The sequence below is a fragment of the Mesorhizobium sp. WSM4810 genome (assembly GCF_055811235.1).
This window is the reverse complement of record NZ_JBVVQV010000002.1, coordinates 470,473-486,180: the sequence shown is the minus strand read 5'-3', so window position 1 is coordinate 486,180 and position 15,708 is coordinate 470,473. Positions and strand designations below refer to the sequence as shown.

13 protein-coding genes and 1 pseudogene are annotated in these 15,708 nt (G+C 61.8%); 3 read left to right on the top strand and 11 right to left on the bottom strand.

The genetic code is table 11. The features are described 5' to 3' along the window. Positions 1-5: 5 nt before the first annotated feature. Together nuoF and nuoG are read left to right on the top strand one after the other, a co-directional pair. Positions 6-1,271 (top strand): NADH-quinone oxidoreductase subunit NuoF, encoded by a 1,266-nt coding sequence (gene nuoF / locus AC0L3O_RS05015; RefSeq protein ID WP_473614991.1) that lies wholly within the window; start codon positions 6-8, stop codon positions 1,269-1,271. 32 nt (positions 1,272-1,303) lie between these two features. Further along, the gene (gene nuoG / locus AC0L3O_RS05010; RefSeq protein ID WP_473615021.1) at positions 1,304-3,910 is read left to right on the top strand and encodes an NADH-quinone oxidoreductase subunit NuoG; all 2,607 of its coding nucleotides are present in this window, start codon (positions 1,304-1,306) and stop codon (positions 3,908-3,910) included. Positions 3,911-3,933: 23 nt separating this feature from the next. Here nuoG and AC0L3O_RS05005 read toward each other — a convergent pair whose 3' ends face one another. From AC0L3O_RS05005 to AC0L3O_RS04975, 7 genes and pseudogenes are all read right to left on the bottom strand, one after another. Next, positions 3,934-4,374, bottom strand: a complete 441-nt coding sequence (locus AC0L3O_RS05005) for a CBS domain-containing protein (protein WP_023800391.1) — start codon at positions 4,372-4,374, stop codon at positions 3,934-3,936. Positions 4,375-4,413: 39 nt separating this feature from the next. Continuing rightward, the gene (locus AC0L3O_RS05000; protein WP_023800392.1) at positions 4,414-4,980 is read right to left on the bottom strand and encodes an NADH-quinone oxidoreductase subunit I; all 567 of its coding nucleotides are present in this window, start codon (positions 4,978-4,980) and stop codon (positions 4,414-4,416) included. 23 nt (positions 4,981-5,003) lie between these two features. Next, on the bottom strand, positions 5,004-5,990 hold the full coding sequence (gene nuoH, locus AC0L3O_RS04995; protein WP_473524255.1) for an NADH-quinone oxidoreductase subunit NuoH: 987 nt from the start codon (positions 5,988-5,990) through the stop codon (positions 5,004-5,006). 620 nt (positions 5,991-6,610) lie between these two features. After that, positions 6,611-7,093, bottom strand: coding sequence for a DUF2867 domain-containing protein (locus AC0L3O_RS04990; protein ID WP_473614990.1), 483 nt, complete (start codon positions 7,091-7,093; stop codon positions 6,611-6,613). Further along, positions 7,056-7,454, bottom strand: coding sequence for a hypothetical protein (locus AC0L3O_RS04985; RefSeq protein WP_473614989.1), 399 nt, complete (start codon positions 7,452-7,454; stop codon positions 7,056-7,058). The genes AC0L3O_RS04990 and AC0L3O_RS04985 overlap by 38 nt, the downstream gene beginning before the upstream one ends. Positions 7,455-7,983: 529 nt before the next feature. Beyond that, positions 7,984-8,084 (bottom strand): annotated as a pseudogene (locus AC0L3O_RS04980) (VapC toxin family PIN domain ribonuclease); the annotation flags it as partial. Further along, on the bottom strand, positions 8,084-8,320 hold the full coding sequence (locus AC0L3O_RS04975; protein WP_473614987.1) for a type II toxin-antitoxin system Phd/YefM family antitoxin: 237 nt from the start codon (positions 8,318-8,320) through the stop codon (positions 8,084-8,086). The gene AC0L3O_RS04975 and the pseudogene AC0L3O_RS04980, both read right to left, overlap by 1 nt. A 120-nt stretch (positions 8,321-8,440) precedes the next feature. On the opposite strand from AC0L3O_RS04975, the gene AC0L3O_RS04970 reads away from it, so the two are divergent. Then, positions 8,441-8,581: a hypothetical protein gene (locus AC0L3O_RS04970; RefSeq protein ID WP_473614985.1), complete on the top strand. Its 141-nt coding sequence runs from the start codon at positions 8,441-8,443 to the stop codon at positions 8,579-8,581. Between the two features lies 1 nt (position 8,582). On the opposite strand, the gene AC0L3O_RS04965 is transcribed toward AC0L3O_RS04970, so the two are convergent. The 4 genes from AC0L3O_RS04965 to AC0L3O_RS04950 are packed head-to-tail and all read right to left on the bottom strand — an operon-like array spanning position 8,583 to position 15,376. Next, entirely contained in the window at positions 8,583-9,773 is a 1,191-nt protein-coding gene (locus AC0L3O_RS04965) for a Wadjet anti-phage system protein JetD domain-containing protein (RefSeq protein WP_473614984.1), read from the bottom strand. After that, entirely contained in the window at positions 9,770-13,210 is a 3,441-nt protein-coding gene (locus tag AC0L3O_RS04960) for an SbcC/MukB-like Walker B domain-containing protein (protein ID WP_473614983.1), read from the bottom strand. Before AC0L3O_RS04960 ends, AC0L3O_RS04965 begins: the two co-directional genes overlap by 4 nt. Then, positions 13,207-13,863: a DUF4194 domain-containing protein gene (locus tag AC0L3O_RS04955; protein ID WP_473614981.1), complete on the bottom strand. Its 657-nt coding sequence runs from the start codon at positions 13,861-13,863 to the stop codon at positions 13,207-13,209. Before AC0L3O_RS04955 ends, AC0L3O_RS04960 begins: the two co-directional genes overlap by 4 nt. Further along, the gene (locus tag AC0L3O_RS04950; protein WP_473614979.1) at positions 13,853-15,376 is read right to left on the bottom strand and encodes a Wadjet anti-phage system protein JetA family protein; all 1,524 of its coding nucleotides are present in this window, start codon (positions 15,374-15,376) and stop codon (positions 13,853-13,855) included. Before AC0L3O_RS04950 ends, AC0L3O_RS04955 begins: the two co-directional genes overlap by 11 nt. Positions 15,377-15,708: the final 332 nt, after the last annotated feature.

Sequence of the window (15,708 nt, the reverse complement as noted above, 5' to 3'; positions counted from 1 at the left end):
CCGCCATGTTCGAACCGGTCCTTCTCAGAAACATGGACGTGCCGGATGGCCATCTGCTTTCGAGCTATGAGGCCGGCGGCGGCTACCAGGCGCTGGCGAAGGCGCTGCGCGAGCACACGCCCGACGAGATCATCGACCTCGTCAAGCAATCGAACCTGCGCGGTCGCGGCGGCGCCGGATTCCCGACGGGGTTGAAATGGAGCTTCGTGCCAAAACGGGCCGACAAGCCGAAATACCTGTGCTGCAACGCCGATGAGGGCGAGCCCGGCACGTTCAAGGACCGGATCATCATGGAGCGTGATCCGCACCAGCTGATCGAGGGCATGGCGATCAGCGCCTACGCGATCGGGGCGGAAACCGCCTATGTCTACATCCGCGGGGAATACGTGCTGGCGATCCACCGGCTGGAGCAGGCGATCGCCGAGGCCCATGCGAAGGGGTATCTGGGGACACGGATTCTGGGCTTGGATTTCAATTTCGTCGTGCACATCCATTGCGGCGCCGGCGCATATATCTGCGGCGAGGAGACGGCGATGCTCGACTCGCTCGAAGGCAAGCGGGCGCAGCCCCGTCTGAAACCGCCATTTCCGGCGGTCGCGGGGCTCTACGCCAGCCCGACCGTGATCAACAATGTCGAGACGCTGGTCTGCGTGCCGCATATTGTGGCGCGGGGGCCGGACTGGTTTCGCGGCATCGGCCCTGACAAGAGCCCCGGTCCGAAGCTTTATTGCCTCAGCGGGCACGTGCGGAAACCGGGAATTTTCGAACTGCCGATGGGCATATCGCTGCGTGAACTGGTCGAGGACCGCGCGGGCGGGCCGCCGCCGGGGCGCAGGATCAAGGCGGTGATCCCCGGCGGGGTCTCGGCGCCGCTGATCCCGGAGCGCGGGCTGGATGTCGGGATGGACTTCGACTCACTGGCTGCGGTCGGCTCGATGCTTGGCTCGGCCGGGGTGATCGTGATCGACGACTCGACCTGCATGGTCAAGGTCGCCACCCGGATCATCGAGTTCTTCCACCACGAGTCCTGCGGCAAGTGCACGCCGTGCCGCGAAGGGCTCAACTGGGTTGTGAAAGTGCTGCGCCGGGTCGAGGCGGGACAGGGCGTGCCGGACGATCTGGAACAGCTGGAGGCGCTCTGCAAGGGCATTTTCGGCAACACGTTCTGCGCTCTGGGCGATGGCGCGGCTATGGGGCTGCGGGCGGCACTGGCGCATTTCGAGCATGAATTCGTCGCCCATATCGAGGAGGGCAGGTGCTCGTTTCACTAAGGAGCGCGCAGGGAGAAGGCCGCAAGAAAGTCATGGTTAGCGTCACGATCGATGAACAATCGCTGGAAGTGGAGGCAGGCTCTACGGTGCTGCAGGCTGCCGAGCGTTTGGGCATCGAAATCCCGACCTTCTGCTATCTCAAGCGGCTGCCGGCGCTGGCCTCCTGCCGCATGTGCCTGGTGGAGATCGAAGGGCAGCGGCGGCTGCAGCCTTCCTGCGCCACCGCGGTCACCGACGGCATGGTGGTGCGGACTAACACGCCGCTGATCGACGAAACGCGCTCTTCCATGCTCGACATGCTGCTTGCCAACCACCCCCTCGACTGCCCGATCTGTGACAAGGGCGGCGAGTGCGAGCTTCAGGACATGGTGATGGCATACGGGCCCCGGGAAAGCCGATTCCGCGATGCCAAACGTGTGTTCCACTCCGAGGACATCCGTCTCAGCCCCGTCATCATCATGAACGTCAACCGCTGCATCCAGTGCCAGCGCTGCGTCCGGATGTGCGAGGACGTGGTCGGAGCGGTCGCCTTGGGCACCATCGAAAAAGGCATGGATACCGCCGTCACCGGCTTCGAGGGCAGTCTCGCGAGTTGCGACCAGTGCGGCAATTGCGTCGAGGTCTGCCCGGTTGGCGCGCTGATGAGCTTCCCCTATCGCTACAAGGCGCGGCCCTGGGATCTGGTCGAGACCGACACGGTCTGTCCGCACTGCGGCACGGGCTGCCAGCTGACCGTCGGCACACGCAAGGGCGAGTTCATGCGGGTCCGCTCGAAGTGGGACGAGGGGCTCAACCGCGAAACGCTCTGCGTGCGGGGACGCTTCGGCCTCGATTTCGTAGAGAGCCAGGACCGGATCAAGCGGCCGATGATCCGTCGTGATGGTGCCTTGGTTCCGGTTTCCTGGGACGAAGCCGGGGACTACCTGCGCCTAGGCCTGTCGGCCGTCGAGAGCAAGGCTGCGGGCGGGCTGGCCTCGCCGCGCCTGCCCAACGAGGTGCTTTATCAGTTCCAGAAGCTGATGCGGACGGTATTCCGGACCAACAACATCGACTGCTCGTCGCGCTGGTCCACGCCCTTCGAGACGCTCGGCCCGTTGGTGGCGGGCTTCTACACCCGCGCGCCGCTGGAGGAGGTGATCGGCAACGACTGCGTGCTTGTCGTCGGTGGCAACGTGACCGACGAGAACCCGGTCACTGAATACCTGCTGCGAGACAGCGCCCGGCGGCGGCAGACCGGGTTGCTCATGCTCTCGGCGCGGCCATCCCGTCTGGACGCCGATGCCCGGGTGGTCGTTCGCGTTCGGCCGGGCGGTGAGGCAGCGAGCCTTGCCGCGGTAGTGGCCGGGCTGGTGGCGGCGGCTGGTCAGGCCTTGCCGCGTGACGTTTTTGCCGACATGGGCGCGACAAGCGGTGGGCCGGAAGCGACCGCAGAGAGTAACGGGCCGGACCGTCTGGTCGCCGCGCTGCTGGAAGGCCGCAGCGTCACCGTTCTTGTCAGCGCCGATCTCCTGAGATCACCCGAAGCGCGCGCGACGTTGCAGCAACTCAGAAACCTGTTGCAGCTTCTCCGCATACTCGGCAAGGACCTGGCGATGCAGTTCCTCTTCGACCGTGCCAACCAGTTGGGCGCCTGGGACATGGGGGTTTTGTCGGCGGCGCTGCCGGGGCTGCGCCCGGTCAACGATGATGCGGCGCGCACCGCTCTCGTACGGGCCTGGGGCGCCGAAATTCCGCCTGAGCCGGGCGCAGATCTCGACGCCATGCTGGCGCTTTGTAACGAGGGGCGGGTAGGCGCGCTTTATATCGCCGGAAGCGACCCTCTGATGGCCTATCCCGACCGGGGATTCGTCAAGCGGGCGCTTGATGCCACCGATCTCCTGATCGTGCAGGACACGTTCCTCACAGATACGGTGGGCGTGGCCGATGTCGTCCTGCCAGCGGCGGGTTATGGCGAGGAAACCGGCACCTTCACCAACAACGAGGGCCGGATCCAGAAGGTCTGCAAGTTCCGCGAACCCGCCTTCGAGGCGCGGGGCAATCTAGCGATCTTCGACTTCGTCGCAGCGCTCCGCAACCAGGCATTGCAACCGATGCAAGGCGAAATCTTCCGCGAGATTGCCCGGCTGGTTCCGGCCTACCAAGGGCTGACGGACGGGCTTGGAGCCGACGGAGCATTCACCACGGCGGACCCGACGCCGCCGGTTGGCGAGTTCTTCGCCCCTCCGCCTAACCCGAATGCGGCCGACCGGCTCATGTTGGTCACCGGCAACGGCCTGTTCCACAATGGATATCTTTCCGAACGCTCGGAGATCCTGAATACGGTGGCGGATGACCCATATGTTGAGATGAGCGCGTGGGACGCCGCGCAGCTTTGCCTTTCGGATCGCGATCAGGTGGTCGTGCGATCCGCCCAGGGCGAACTGAGGGCGCAGCTCAAGGTCAACAGGCATTTTCCCCCGGGCCTCGTGTTCGTGCCTGAAAACTATAGAGACCTGCGTCTCAACAGCCTTATGCGGCGGGGCGAATACCCTTGTCCGGTGGAGGTTCAAAAGGCGCACGCTGCCCTCGCCACCGGAGTCGGGGCGCGCCCTGAAAATCGCGGCCAAGGCATTGCCGAGCTTCCGGGCAGTTCACCCTAATCGGCTCCCCCGGGTTTGCATCCTCAGTGATAAGGGGTGCCGGCAATGTAATCGCTCAACGCTTGCTCGGTACGGAGCAATTCGTCGAGCCGGTGCTTGACCACGTCGCCGATGCTCACCACGCCGACAGAAGCGTCGCCATCCATGACCAACACATGGCGCGTGCGTCGGTCGGTCATGAGCGACATCACAAAGGGCAGCAAATCCTGTGTCGAACAGGTCACCACACTGCGGTTCATGATGTCGGCGACCCGCATTGTGGGCGCCTCGATTCCGTATTCAGCCACCGCATAGCAGCAGTCCCGCTCCGACAGCGTGCCCAGGCATTCCCCGGGCGAACGGCTGACGACCACGAATCCGATGTTGTTGTCCCGAAACAGCCGCAGGACTTCTACGACCGTCTGATCTGGTGTGACCGAGATGAGCTCGGGAGATTTGGTCTTCAAGATTTGGCGGACAAGCATCTGAGCCTCCTGTGCTCCGGCTTGACGGCTGCCGCGCGTTCACGTTCGGCGGATATTCCGCCACCAGTTGTATCCCTGAGGCTCGCTCGTCTCGACCAGCACGTCCTGTTCGGTGTTCAGGCGCGCGGCGACGACGCCGCCGCCGGTCGTCGCCTTGCCCGGTTTGCCGAGCAGGTCGTCGCGCCCGACCACCAGGTCACGCGAGGAAAAACTCGAGAATTCGTACTGTTGGCCAAGCGCGATCGCGTCGGCCGGGCAGGCGTCCTCGCACAGCCCGCAGAACAGGCAGCGGGCCATGTCGATCTCGAATTTAGCTGGATGCCGGTTGCCCTTCTCGTCCTCGTAGGGAATGACTTCGATACAGTCGCAGGGACAAATCCGCGCGCAGAGTTCGCAGGCCACGCACTTGATCTCGCCCTCTTCGTCGCGCGTCAGGAAGTGATGCCCGCGGTAACGCGAATAGGGCAACCATTTTTCCTTGTCAGGATACTGCATGGTCACGGATCTGGAGAACATGTAGCCGAAGGTCAGCGCCAAGGCGCCCGCTAGATCGGCGAAGAATGCCCAGCCGATCCATGTTCCACTTATGTGCAGTGCGCGCGACATCGCCGCCTCGCTTGGGGTGGCCCTCAAAGGAAAGCAACACCTGTTACTATTATGTTCGCCAGTGACAGTGGAAGCAAGACTTTCCAGCCGATCGCCATCAGTTGGTCGTATCGATAGCGCGGGAAGGTGAAGCGGAACCACATAAACACATAGAGAAAGAACGCGACCTTGAGCGCGAACCAGAGGAGCGGCGGCAACGGGATCAGCACGCCGTTCCAGCCGCCGAAGAACAGGATGACCGACAGGACCGACACCAGCAGCATGACGGCGTATTCGCTGACCATGAAGAACGCAAAGCGGATGCCGCTGTATTCGGTATGGAACCCGGCCCCCAGATCGCCTTCCGCCTCCGCTAAGTCAAAAGGTATGCGCTGGGCTTCGGCCAGCCCGGCGACGAAGAATACGAAAAACCCGACCGGTTGGTAGACGATGTTCCAGACATCGGCCTGCGCCCGCACGATCTCGAGCAGGCTCATGGATTGCGCCAGCATGACCACGCCGATGACCGCGAACCCCATCGGGATCTCGTAGCTGATCATCTGCGCGCAAGTCCTGAGGCTGCCCAGGACCGCGTATTTGCTGTTCGCGGCCCAGCCGCCGAAGATGACGCCATAGACCTCGATCCCGATCACCGCGAAGACGAAAAGGAGCGCCACGTTCATGTTGGAGACGTAGAGCGTGATCTCGGCGCCGAGGACCGAGACGCTTTCGCCGAAGGGGATCGCGACGAACACCACGAAGGGCGGGGCGAGCGCCAGGATCGGCGCCAGTTTGAACAGGAAGCGGTCGGCTTCGGCCGGGATGTGGTCCTCTTTGGTCAAGAGCTTGATGCCGTCCGCCACCGGCTGCAGCAGCCCGTGCCACCCCACCCGCATCGGCCCCATCCGCTGCTGGATGTGCCCGGCGATCTTGCGTTCGAGCCACGTCAGCGGCAAAGGCAGCAGCAGCAGGATCGCAATCAGCAACGCGACCTTGAAGGCGATCAGGCCAAGGGCGACGACAAGTTCCATAATCCGCGGCTACTTGTTCATCGGGTTGAGACTTACGATACTGAGCACTGCGCTTGTCCGGCTTCGCGGAAACGACAGTCTGCCGGCGGCGACGCAACTTGTGCAATGGTATCACAGTCTTACCGTTGCTGGCCATGGTGTGTGTCGCTTGGCGCTCAAACGCGCCCGCACATCGAGCAATGGCACGCAATGACGGGACCAGATGGCCCCAGCGCCTAATACTGGACGCCTCCACAAACAGCCCCCTTCTTACCGTTCAACAACGGCATTCGGCACGAGACACATTCCTAAGGGCCAGAAGGCAGGGCACTGAACCGCTTAATCGGTGCGTTGACGCTCCCCCACTAAAGGGCAATCCGAACGAGTTGCCGCCCGCCCGGCCAGAAAAGAGACCGACAACGCAGACGAGAAATGGGGAAATCTCGGCAGCGCCATCGGTCCAACGGACCAAAGGCGAGGAGGGTTTGGTGCATTGTCAATGCTATCGGTCATTTCGTGACTGACGACCCGCTTCCTCAGCCGCGATGGGAACAAAAGACGCGCTACAGCCCATCGACCCGTCATGGTGTCGGCGCGTCTTTCGCTTGACCCGATCGCGGCCGAGCCCGTGCTCGGCCACGCTAGTGGTCGGAAACCACCTGCATTAGCATCGCAGGAACGACGATACGATGAAATGGCTTCACCAACGCGAGATAGCTGCTGCCCACCAAATTGTGGGTTTTGACTACGGTCGAGACCGAGATCTCATGCTGGGTCGATGTGCGTTCCTTGACTTCCAATAACACGCGGAAATCGAGATGCCAGTCATCGAGACCGAACACGACACAATTGGAGGACTGCCTGACAACTGGCAAGAAGCCAAGATGGGGGTCAGATTTACTTCGCCGCTCCGGTCCAGTTTTCAAGCCGAAAGGCGTCACAATGCCATTTCGCAACGCCAGCAGCCACTTGATCCAACTTGGCTGCCTCCCGAATACCTGCTGCGAAACGCCGACCGCGTCCAAGGCGAGACCTGTTATAACCAATGCATAAGTGTCGCCGAAGTTTGCGCCGGGAAGAAGCCTGTCAGCGTGCGCAAACGGCCTGGCAAAAGGTTTCGCCACAACTTGTGGCCGAGGAGGGCGATGCCTGGCGGTGCACATCATTGGGCCTTAGTCCCCGCACGCCAAAGCACAGGCCGATCAGAACAAGCACGAGTAGCGGAAAGCCGCTTGGCAGCATGATCAGCGTAGCAACAGTTCCCCATCCCAACAATGCCAAGCCGACGAACCGTGGCACGACGATGCCCCTGCGCGTCATCCAGAGGAGGAGCAGGCCCAGGACGATCAATGGGATTGCAAAGCTGCCGACCGTCGACCAGAAGGCGAATCCGCTGAGGATCAGGCCGGGACGCTGATCAGCCAGCGGCCCCCAGTGGTCCCATGTCCACAATGCTCCCCCGAGCCAACCTGGCGCCTGGATCAAGGCGTCGCCGCCCAGAACGAACAGGTGGGCGATTCCAGGGCTGCAGCGGGTCGATGCGGCTCGTATTGATCACGTGACCAAAGAGTTTGCTCTAGCGGGCGCTACACAGCCATTGGCCGGACGGTTGGCGAGATCGGTCTACGTTGCCCTTCTCGAGCTCTATATGCTTCGCCAATACACTCCGGAATTGGCGGACGACGAATCATTCTTAACCGCGGTTGAGACCGCTTTGGACGTCGCCGAGGCCGCATTCGAGCGCGGGGCGGGTGATATCTGAGTGCTCAGACGATAAGGTGGGCTGCCTGGCTGGTCGTGCAGTAGGCTTCCGCGCCTGGCTTCCTCAGCAATCCAAACGCCGTGCAGTCGGCTCGGGCGCGTTGCTTGGTCCGTTCGGCGCCATTCGGCTTCCGCTTCTCCGAGAATGCCTGATGGGCGGGATGAGAGGGCTCGGATCATGCCAGAAACTGTGTCGCCACGCCGAGCAACGGTCCAGCATCGGCGAGCTTTTGGTCGAGCGTATGCACCGTGGAAGCTGCGCCGGATCCTGCTCCGCCAACCAGTTCTGAACGCGCGGCGTCATCGCTTCATTTGAAAGGCGACGACGATCAGCGACGTGTCGAGATAGTGCATCAGTAGCGGTCGCCATCCCGCACCGACCTTACCAGATCGGCAGAACTCTCGGCCTGATGCGGCATGGTCGCGGTCAAGGATTGCAGGAGGGTCGCGTCGATCCGTTGCCGCGGTCGCGTCACGGCGGTGAGCCGTGCGACCGGTTTACCCCGCCGGGTGATGTCGATCGAACCTCCCGCCTCGACCCGATCCACTAGTTCGCTCAGGTGGGCTTTGGCATCTGCGAGGTTGATCATGTCACCCTCCTGGCCATGTAGATGGTCATATAGCGTGGACGGCCATATAGCGTATTGTGCTTAGCACTTCGAGTGAGAGGTTTTCATGCGTCACGTTCTGACCGGCAGCAGCTCAATGACATGAATCTGGAACGTGCCGCGTCCGAAGTGGCGCCGGAGCTCGGCATTTCCGACGTGGCGCTGCGCAAGCACTGCGTGAAACACGCCGTACGTTTGCCAGTTGCCACCTATTGGGGCGTCCCGTCAAGCGCAGCCGTTTAGATTAGGTCAACGGCAAGGACGGTGCGAAACTTTCTTGCTCGTGCCCGCGCGATGTTACAGCAATGTGATCCCAGAGTTTGGCAATCGCGCTGTTCGGGTTGGCCCCCGCCCGCAATCCGCGACGCATCCGCGTTGGCGCTCCGCACTGAATCAGGAGATCAACATCCATCATATGCGGCTGAAGTGCGATTTCGTAGGCCGCCAGTGCATTCTCGAGATGCAGAAAGATGCGTACGCCGCCCGCGTCCATATCGCCCCAGTGAAATGTCGGTGCATGCGCTTGCGCGGCAAGGCGGACGATCTGCTTGAGGATCGGGCGAGCTGGAAAGCCACCTGTATAGAAGATTAGACCAGTCCGATCCGCGTTTATTTCGCGGACGTGGCGGACGAAGGGCGCGTAGTTCTCGATTGTCAGCACATAGTCGACGGGCTGGGCAATACCGAGCCGATCACCTTCTTCAGGCGGAACACCCACATAGCCAGTGCTCGGCAACGCTGCACTATCAAGCATGAGCGGTCCGCTGAGCAGCAAGGGCTGCGGTAAGCGCGTGACGCCGAACGTAGCCAGAGCGTCTGCCGCATCAAGACCGGGCTCCAGCATGCCAGAATAGAAGCGCTCGAATATCGCAACTACGGAGGCGGTACGCTGTTCTAGGGCCTTGCTCCGTACCCCTGCCGTTCGCGAGAATGTTCGATAGTCCAGCAGGATCGAAGCATGATCGGATGCGCGGCGATGCAGGGCGAGAACGAGCGCCACTACCTCCGCCAGTCCCTCGGCATCGCCCGCGCTCAGCATGAACCGGGAAACGCCGCGCGCCCAAGCACTCGCTAGATCGTCGAGTGCCGCCGCCGCTGATGGCGGCAGGTCACTGCGCGAACGCAAGTGGAGCAGCGCTTTACCGACGCCAATCGCAGAAGGCTGTCGATTCAGATGACGATATAGGACTTGGGGATCGACGAGGCGCACATGCGCGATGCTATCAATCCCGTCGACGCGCTTGCCTCGCATGGCGACGCCGCCTTCGCGCTCAACGACCTCCAGCGCGCGGATCATTCGATCCTGATGTGAGATGCTGGTGAACCCGTCATAATCGACATAGGCTAGATGACGGTTGACTGCGGGCTTGGCTTCAAATCGATCGAGCAAGTCGTGGAGCAACGCTGCACTGTCGGTGAACCCACGCCGAATCATTCAGCGGCGTCCGATTGCAGTGGTTCAAGCTTACGGGCCAAATCTTCGTCGGTCAGATGCTGGGGATTTGCCGCGCGCATTTCTGCGCGCGCATGCTCCTTGATCCAAGCGCTTTCGGCCGTGACATCGTCTCCGGATCGGAAAACGTCGATGATACAGTCCAAATTTTCCAGGACGACCGCGCGCTTTTCCGAAGGAGCTGCGATCAGGACCTGCAGCCCAATCTCGTGATAAAAATCGAGGAGGGTGCGCTGGTTGGGACCATCCATCTTGCTGAAGGCTTCGTCGAAAACAGCGAGCCCCAGGCCGAGCTGGGCATCGGGTTGCAGGCGGCGTGTCCCGTGATAGATACTGGAAAGCGCAGCTCCGATGATGACATAATAGGGTACTTGGCGTTCTGCGCCGCTCGCCACGCCGCGCCGCCGGTCAAAGCTCGTCTTTCTCCCCGAACTGATGTCTTGCATTTGCAGGTCGAAAGAGAAATATTTCCGGTAATCCTGATAAATCGAAAAATCGAGCGTCTGGTCGCTCAGCAATTCCTCGACTTCGCGCAATGCCCGCGCCTGGATCTCGTCGCGCGGCGCGCCACGGCCGAATAGCGCGCCCAACGTACTTTCATCCTCCTCGCTCTCGCGAGCTAGACGATAAAGTGCTTCGAACTCCGGCTTTACATGTGCGTGGAGCGTATAGGTCTCGTTGTGGAGCGGGCGCGACTTCAGCGCCTTGCCCAAATTGTCCAGCTCGGTTCGCAAGATGCTGAAGCGGCTGTTGAGTTCGTGCACAAACGCAGTGCGGAACAGGCGGCCAATCTGATCGGCCGCCTCATCGGCCTGCCGCCGATATTGTATCAGTTCGTTCTCTTCGAGCGCCCTGACACTGTCCGCGACCCACGGCTTGATCTCGCCGATGATCCGCACGTGCGCCCCGGAAGGTCCGTCGCCGCCGAAAGACACCCGGTATCGGCCGAGTGCCTCGCGAACCTGTGCCTCCATGTCGCGATGTTCTGCCTGTGCCTGATCGGCTTGCTTGGCCTGTTGCTGGATCATCCGCGCCAACGACAAGGGGCGAAGCTCCTCATAGGCCTTACGCACCGGCGCGAACTGCGCCAGCTGCCGGACCCGCTCGCGAAACAGGCGGTGGCGAGCAGATAGGCTCGCCCTAGATCCCAGCTGACCTTCTCCGCTGCCAAGCCGGACCGCCACTTCCTTGACAGCATTGAGCAATCCGCCTCGAACCTCTACCAGCGCCTGCTTGTCCTCGCCAGCACCCCTCAGCCGGGACCGGACATTCGCCAATGCGACTTGCAACCCCGGATCGCCCGTGGCTGCGATCTTGTCGAGACGGTGTTGCAGATCTGCCCGCTGTTCATCAAAGCGGTCGATGTCGGAGGCAAGGCGGTCGAGTTTATCCTCCTCGGCGACCGGCGCGATCATGGCTTCAAGCCGTTTGGCCACGTCATCGTGGAGCTGTTCGGCTGCCCTGTGGATCGCGAGCAGGCCCTGCTGCTCGTCGATGGCCTTTGACAACTCGGCGAGCATGAGAGGCGCCGCCGCACGTCCAACTTTGAAGTCCTGTACGCGAAGAACTTCAACGACGATGCCGCTATTATAGGCGCCATCACGCATGATCGCGCGCCCGCCGCCGAGCAACTCCTCTTGGGTGTCGGCCAGCGCTACGCCACCAGCGCGAAATACGATAAAAGCCATCGCCAGCGGATCGTCGCTGCGCAGCACGCTGGCAAGCGTCCCCGCGACTGCGTCGCGTGGCAGCTCGGCCAGCCGGCGGGTATTCGCGATACGGCAGAACCGGTACGTATCGCGACTGCCGCGGAGGATCGATACCGCGCGCGCGGCATGTTCGGGGTCGACCAGAATCGCTTCGCGGTCACGGCCGAGCAAGGCCTCGGTAGCCGCGCGCCAGTCCTCGTTCACGACCTCGGCAACTTGGCAGAGCGCGCGGGGTCGCATGCCCTCCTGGGTCAAGGTATCCATCAGCCGCTGGGTGCGGTCGTCGAGTGCGACACTGCCCCCACGCGCCTGCTCGCGCTTCGCCAAAAGCGCGCGGATTTCATCTTCGATATCGCCACGCCAGCGAATAGCCTCATTCCGCCGAGCGATGACCTTTGGCAACTGCACCACTGCGATTGTGGCTGCACTGTCCAGCAAACGATCCATCTCGAAGGGATCTTTGGGCCAGCGGGGGGGTGCCAAGTCGAGGCTCTTGACTTTGATCGTGTCGAGCACCTGCATCAGATCACCCATCTTGAGCGGTACCAATGTATTGCGTTGATCGAGCAAGGTGGTGGCGCGTGCAGCGCATACGAACCGGGCTTGTAGGCGCGCCGCCACGGCATTGCGCGCTTGTTCCGCGACCTTCAGCTGGCCGGATACGATCGCGCGCTGACTGGCTTGGTCCTGCGCGTGAAGCTGCGCATCGAGGCTTTCCAGTTCCTCCTGAAGGGTTGCGATCTCCGCATCGTAACGCGAAATCTCCGCATTGGTCGCAGTCAAGGATGCTGTCTTTGCGCGCTGATCGGACAGGTTGACGAGAAGCGCTGCACCGGCTTCGATCAGGCCAGCGAGCCGGACGACGCCGCGTGCGACCTCCTCGCGTTCGAGCATCTCGGCAAACTCAGCGATCAGCGCCTGGATCGCTGTCAACGCGTCGAGGCGTTGTTCCAACTCCTGGATGTCCCGCTGGATCTCGCGATAACGCTGGATCGACTCCCTGAGTTCGCCGATATCGATGTCGTTGCGCTCAAGCAGGTAGTTGTGAACGAAATGCTCGACCGAACGCATGTCTTCAAACGACAGCGCGAGCACGAACGCACGCACGAACCGCTCGGGATCGCTCGCTCGCCGGCCCGTGAACAGTAGCCGCATATAGTCGCGGATATGGTTGCGGGCGTTGTCGGTGTGGAGAACCTCCCTACCGGCGGCTTTGCAGGCCGTTTCCAGCCGCTCTCGGACCAAGGTCCAGGGTGCTGAAATAAGCTGCCCACTGTCGAGCGTCTCGACGAACATGCTGGTATCGACGCGAACACCAGGAGCGATATAGCGCCCCACGATCTGGACCTCGTCCTGGACGGTCGCTTCAATGCAGAGCCCCATGGTGACGGGCTGTCTGGCACCTTCCGGATCGTCGAAGACCAGTGCGATATGAGTGATCGCCTGTTGTCTCAGGCATTCATGCTCGTTGAGTTGCCCGAGACAATAGCCTCGCAACGTGCGCTCAGAGCGCCCGCCGCTCTCGCCTGCCGAGCGATTGAAGCGATAGAACCGGGCCGAGCCACCAGTCATGACCGACTGGATGAGATCGATTAGCGTCGATTTTCCCGAGCGGTTCTTGCCGAGGATCGCCGTGTCGCCCCACAGGTCGAGATCAGCGCGTCCCAGCAAATGCCATTGGACGAGCGAGATGCGACGAACCTGCATCATGCGTAGGGCTCCTCTCCAGCGTCAGCGCCGGGATCGGCCGCAACTTCAATGACGTCCGGGCGCGCCAGCCATTGTTCGAGGCTGGCGACGAAGTCGTCGCCGGCAACCGCAGCGATCAACGCGCGGATGGTAAGCTCCATATCCTGCGCATCGTCATCGTAGTCCCCCAGATGCACGATCGCTCGCCGCTCCAGCAGTCGGACGACATCACGAAATTCGCTGACCGACAGCGATGCCTTGCGCGAGCGCGCGACGACATCTTGATATGCGTCGAACGCCTCGTTGAGTGTGAGCAGCACGCTACCGTGCTGCAGGATGTCGCCATCCTGGATGCGTTCCTCCCACAAACGGCGCAAGAGCAGCGTCACCAGCGTCTCATCGACGCGCATGCGCGGCGGGCTGATCCTCTCGGTATCGGGCAAGATGCCGGCCCACCCCTCGGTGTCGCGCACCACCAGCCTATATCCGGCGACATCGAAATAGGCTTCCACCAGCTTGATCAGGGCTGGACGGCGCAGGGTCTCCATCAAGACCGGCGATCCGCGATCGTCGGTGTGCAGGAACTGGAACCGCAGCAGATGGCTGATCACCTGGGTAACCCGCAGCATCTGGCGCGGATCGCGCTCATCGAGCTGCGCGAATTCAATCAGCATTGGCGGCATCCATGGTCACGTGGTCGCCTTTGCGGCGTACCATGAAACCGCTGCAGGCAATCCACGGATTATCTACGTTTAGACCACCGTCCGCGGCGAACTCGAAATCCCGTGCCAACTGGGCCGTAAGCGGATGCGTCTGCAAATCCCCTTCGCCAGCAGCGACGATTAAGCGAAGCGCTTCGAACGCGAGGAAATCGTCGACGCTTTCCAACCTGAAACTCGCCGCCTGTGTTACCCCAAAGGGCGGCACGCGTCTTTCCAGAAAGCGGCTCACCTGCCGAGGCGTGACTACCAGCCGATCCAGATACTCGCGCTCCAGACGCTTTCGCAATTCCCGAACCGGGTCGTTCCGGGGCAATGTCAGCACGCCCCCGACCAGCGGCAAGCGGCTGTTTCGAGGACGCGCCAACAATAGCGGAGACACAAGCTCCCGACGAATCTCCAGGGCGCCGGGGACAGCCAACTGAGTTCGATGCTCCGCGCTATGAAACCGATCGAGTTGCAACAGCATCGGTTCACTGCGCTGGAGGAAGCTTCCGCTTCGCCGACCTGCGTAGCGCACTGTATTGCGCAGCCGGGTTTCGAGCCGGGCGCGGTGTTGCTGAATGCGGGCGAACGCTTCCTCGATCCGATCGAAAACACGGCGGATCCTGAAGAGGTCATCGATCACAACATCGCGCGCCTCTGCGATATCCCTGCCCAAATGCGCTTCGAGATACGTCTCTGCCAGCGCGCCTATATCAACTGCGGAGTCTTCGATCGTATCGAGCGCGGCGAAGATCCTGTGTCGAAAGCGATAGGGATGGGAGGTTGTGGCGATCGCGGCATAGTCCTTCAGCAGCACGCGTTCGACGAAATCCTCGAAATAATGGCGCAGCCGGCGCTTGACGCTGTCGCTCGCAAGGACCTGCCGATCAATATCGCGCAGGGCCGAGAGCACGCTTCGCAAATAGCGTCCGAAAGCGGCTGCGTCGCGCCCGGCCTTGTTGAGCCCCAGCGCGTTTTCGCGCGCGTTGAGCTGAACCGCTTCGAGCGCGTTCTTCACTTCGATGACTAGGCCACCGAGTGGTTCCGAGACACTTTCGCGAAGCGAGCAGAGAAACTCGGCGAGGCGCATGGCGCCTGACGGCATGTCAACGGTGACCTTGAGCCCGTAGCGGCTCTCTTCGAGCCACCCGGTCTGGATCAGCCGGGCATAGATGTGCCGTGCCCGTTGAATGGCCTCGCTGGTCGCTTGATGATCGGCGACGTCAAGGCGTCGCCGCCTCAGCCGCCGTCCATTGGGCGCCCGGAGTTGATCGAAGGTAACGGGCGCTTCTTCTTCGTGCCAAAGATTGGCATGGGCGCTGAGGCAGGCATAAATCGAAGCGATCACCTCTGTCTGAGCCGGGAAATGAAGGTCGGCGCGGAAGTAATTCTCATACACCGTGATGAGCACACGCTCATAGAGGTGACGATTGGACCCAGAAAATAGAGTGAATATATCCGAATTAAGCTGTCCGAACAGCATCGCCACCCCTCAAAAGGCCCCCAAGCAATCTACGCGATTGCCCGCTTTGTACAACGCCAAAGTACCCGCGGTCGGTCGAGCCACTTAGAGACCTGCCATCAGGGTTCCGAGAACAGTCCCCAGCCTTCCTGATGGCGTCATCAGAGTGTATACGCGACTTGGCCTCTTGGTCATATCTATCCTCCGGTGGGATTGGGAGGGGGCCAGTTATAGCATTTCTGACGGTGCTTTTTCTGAGGATGAACCGCGCTGAGGACGGGCATTGGAGTGCGTCGAAAACACCGATAGCAGGCGTAGATAAGCCGTACCGATTGGACGGTGCCCCCGCTCGG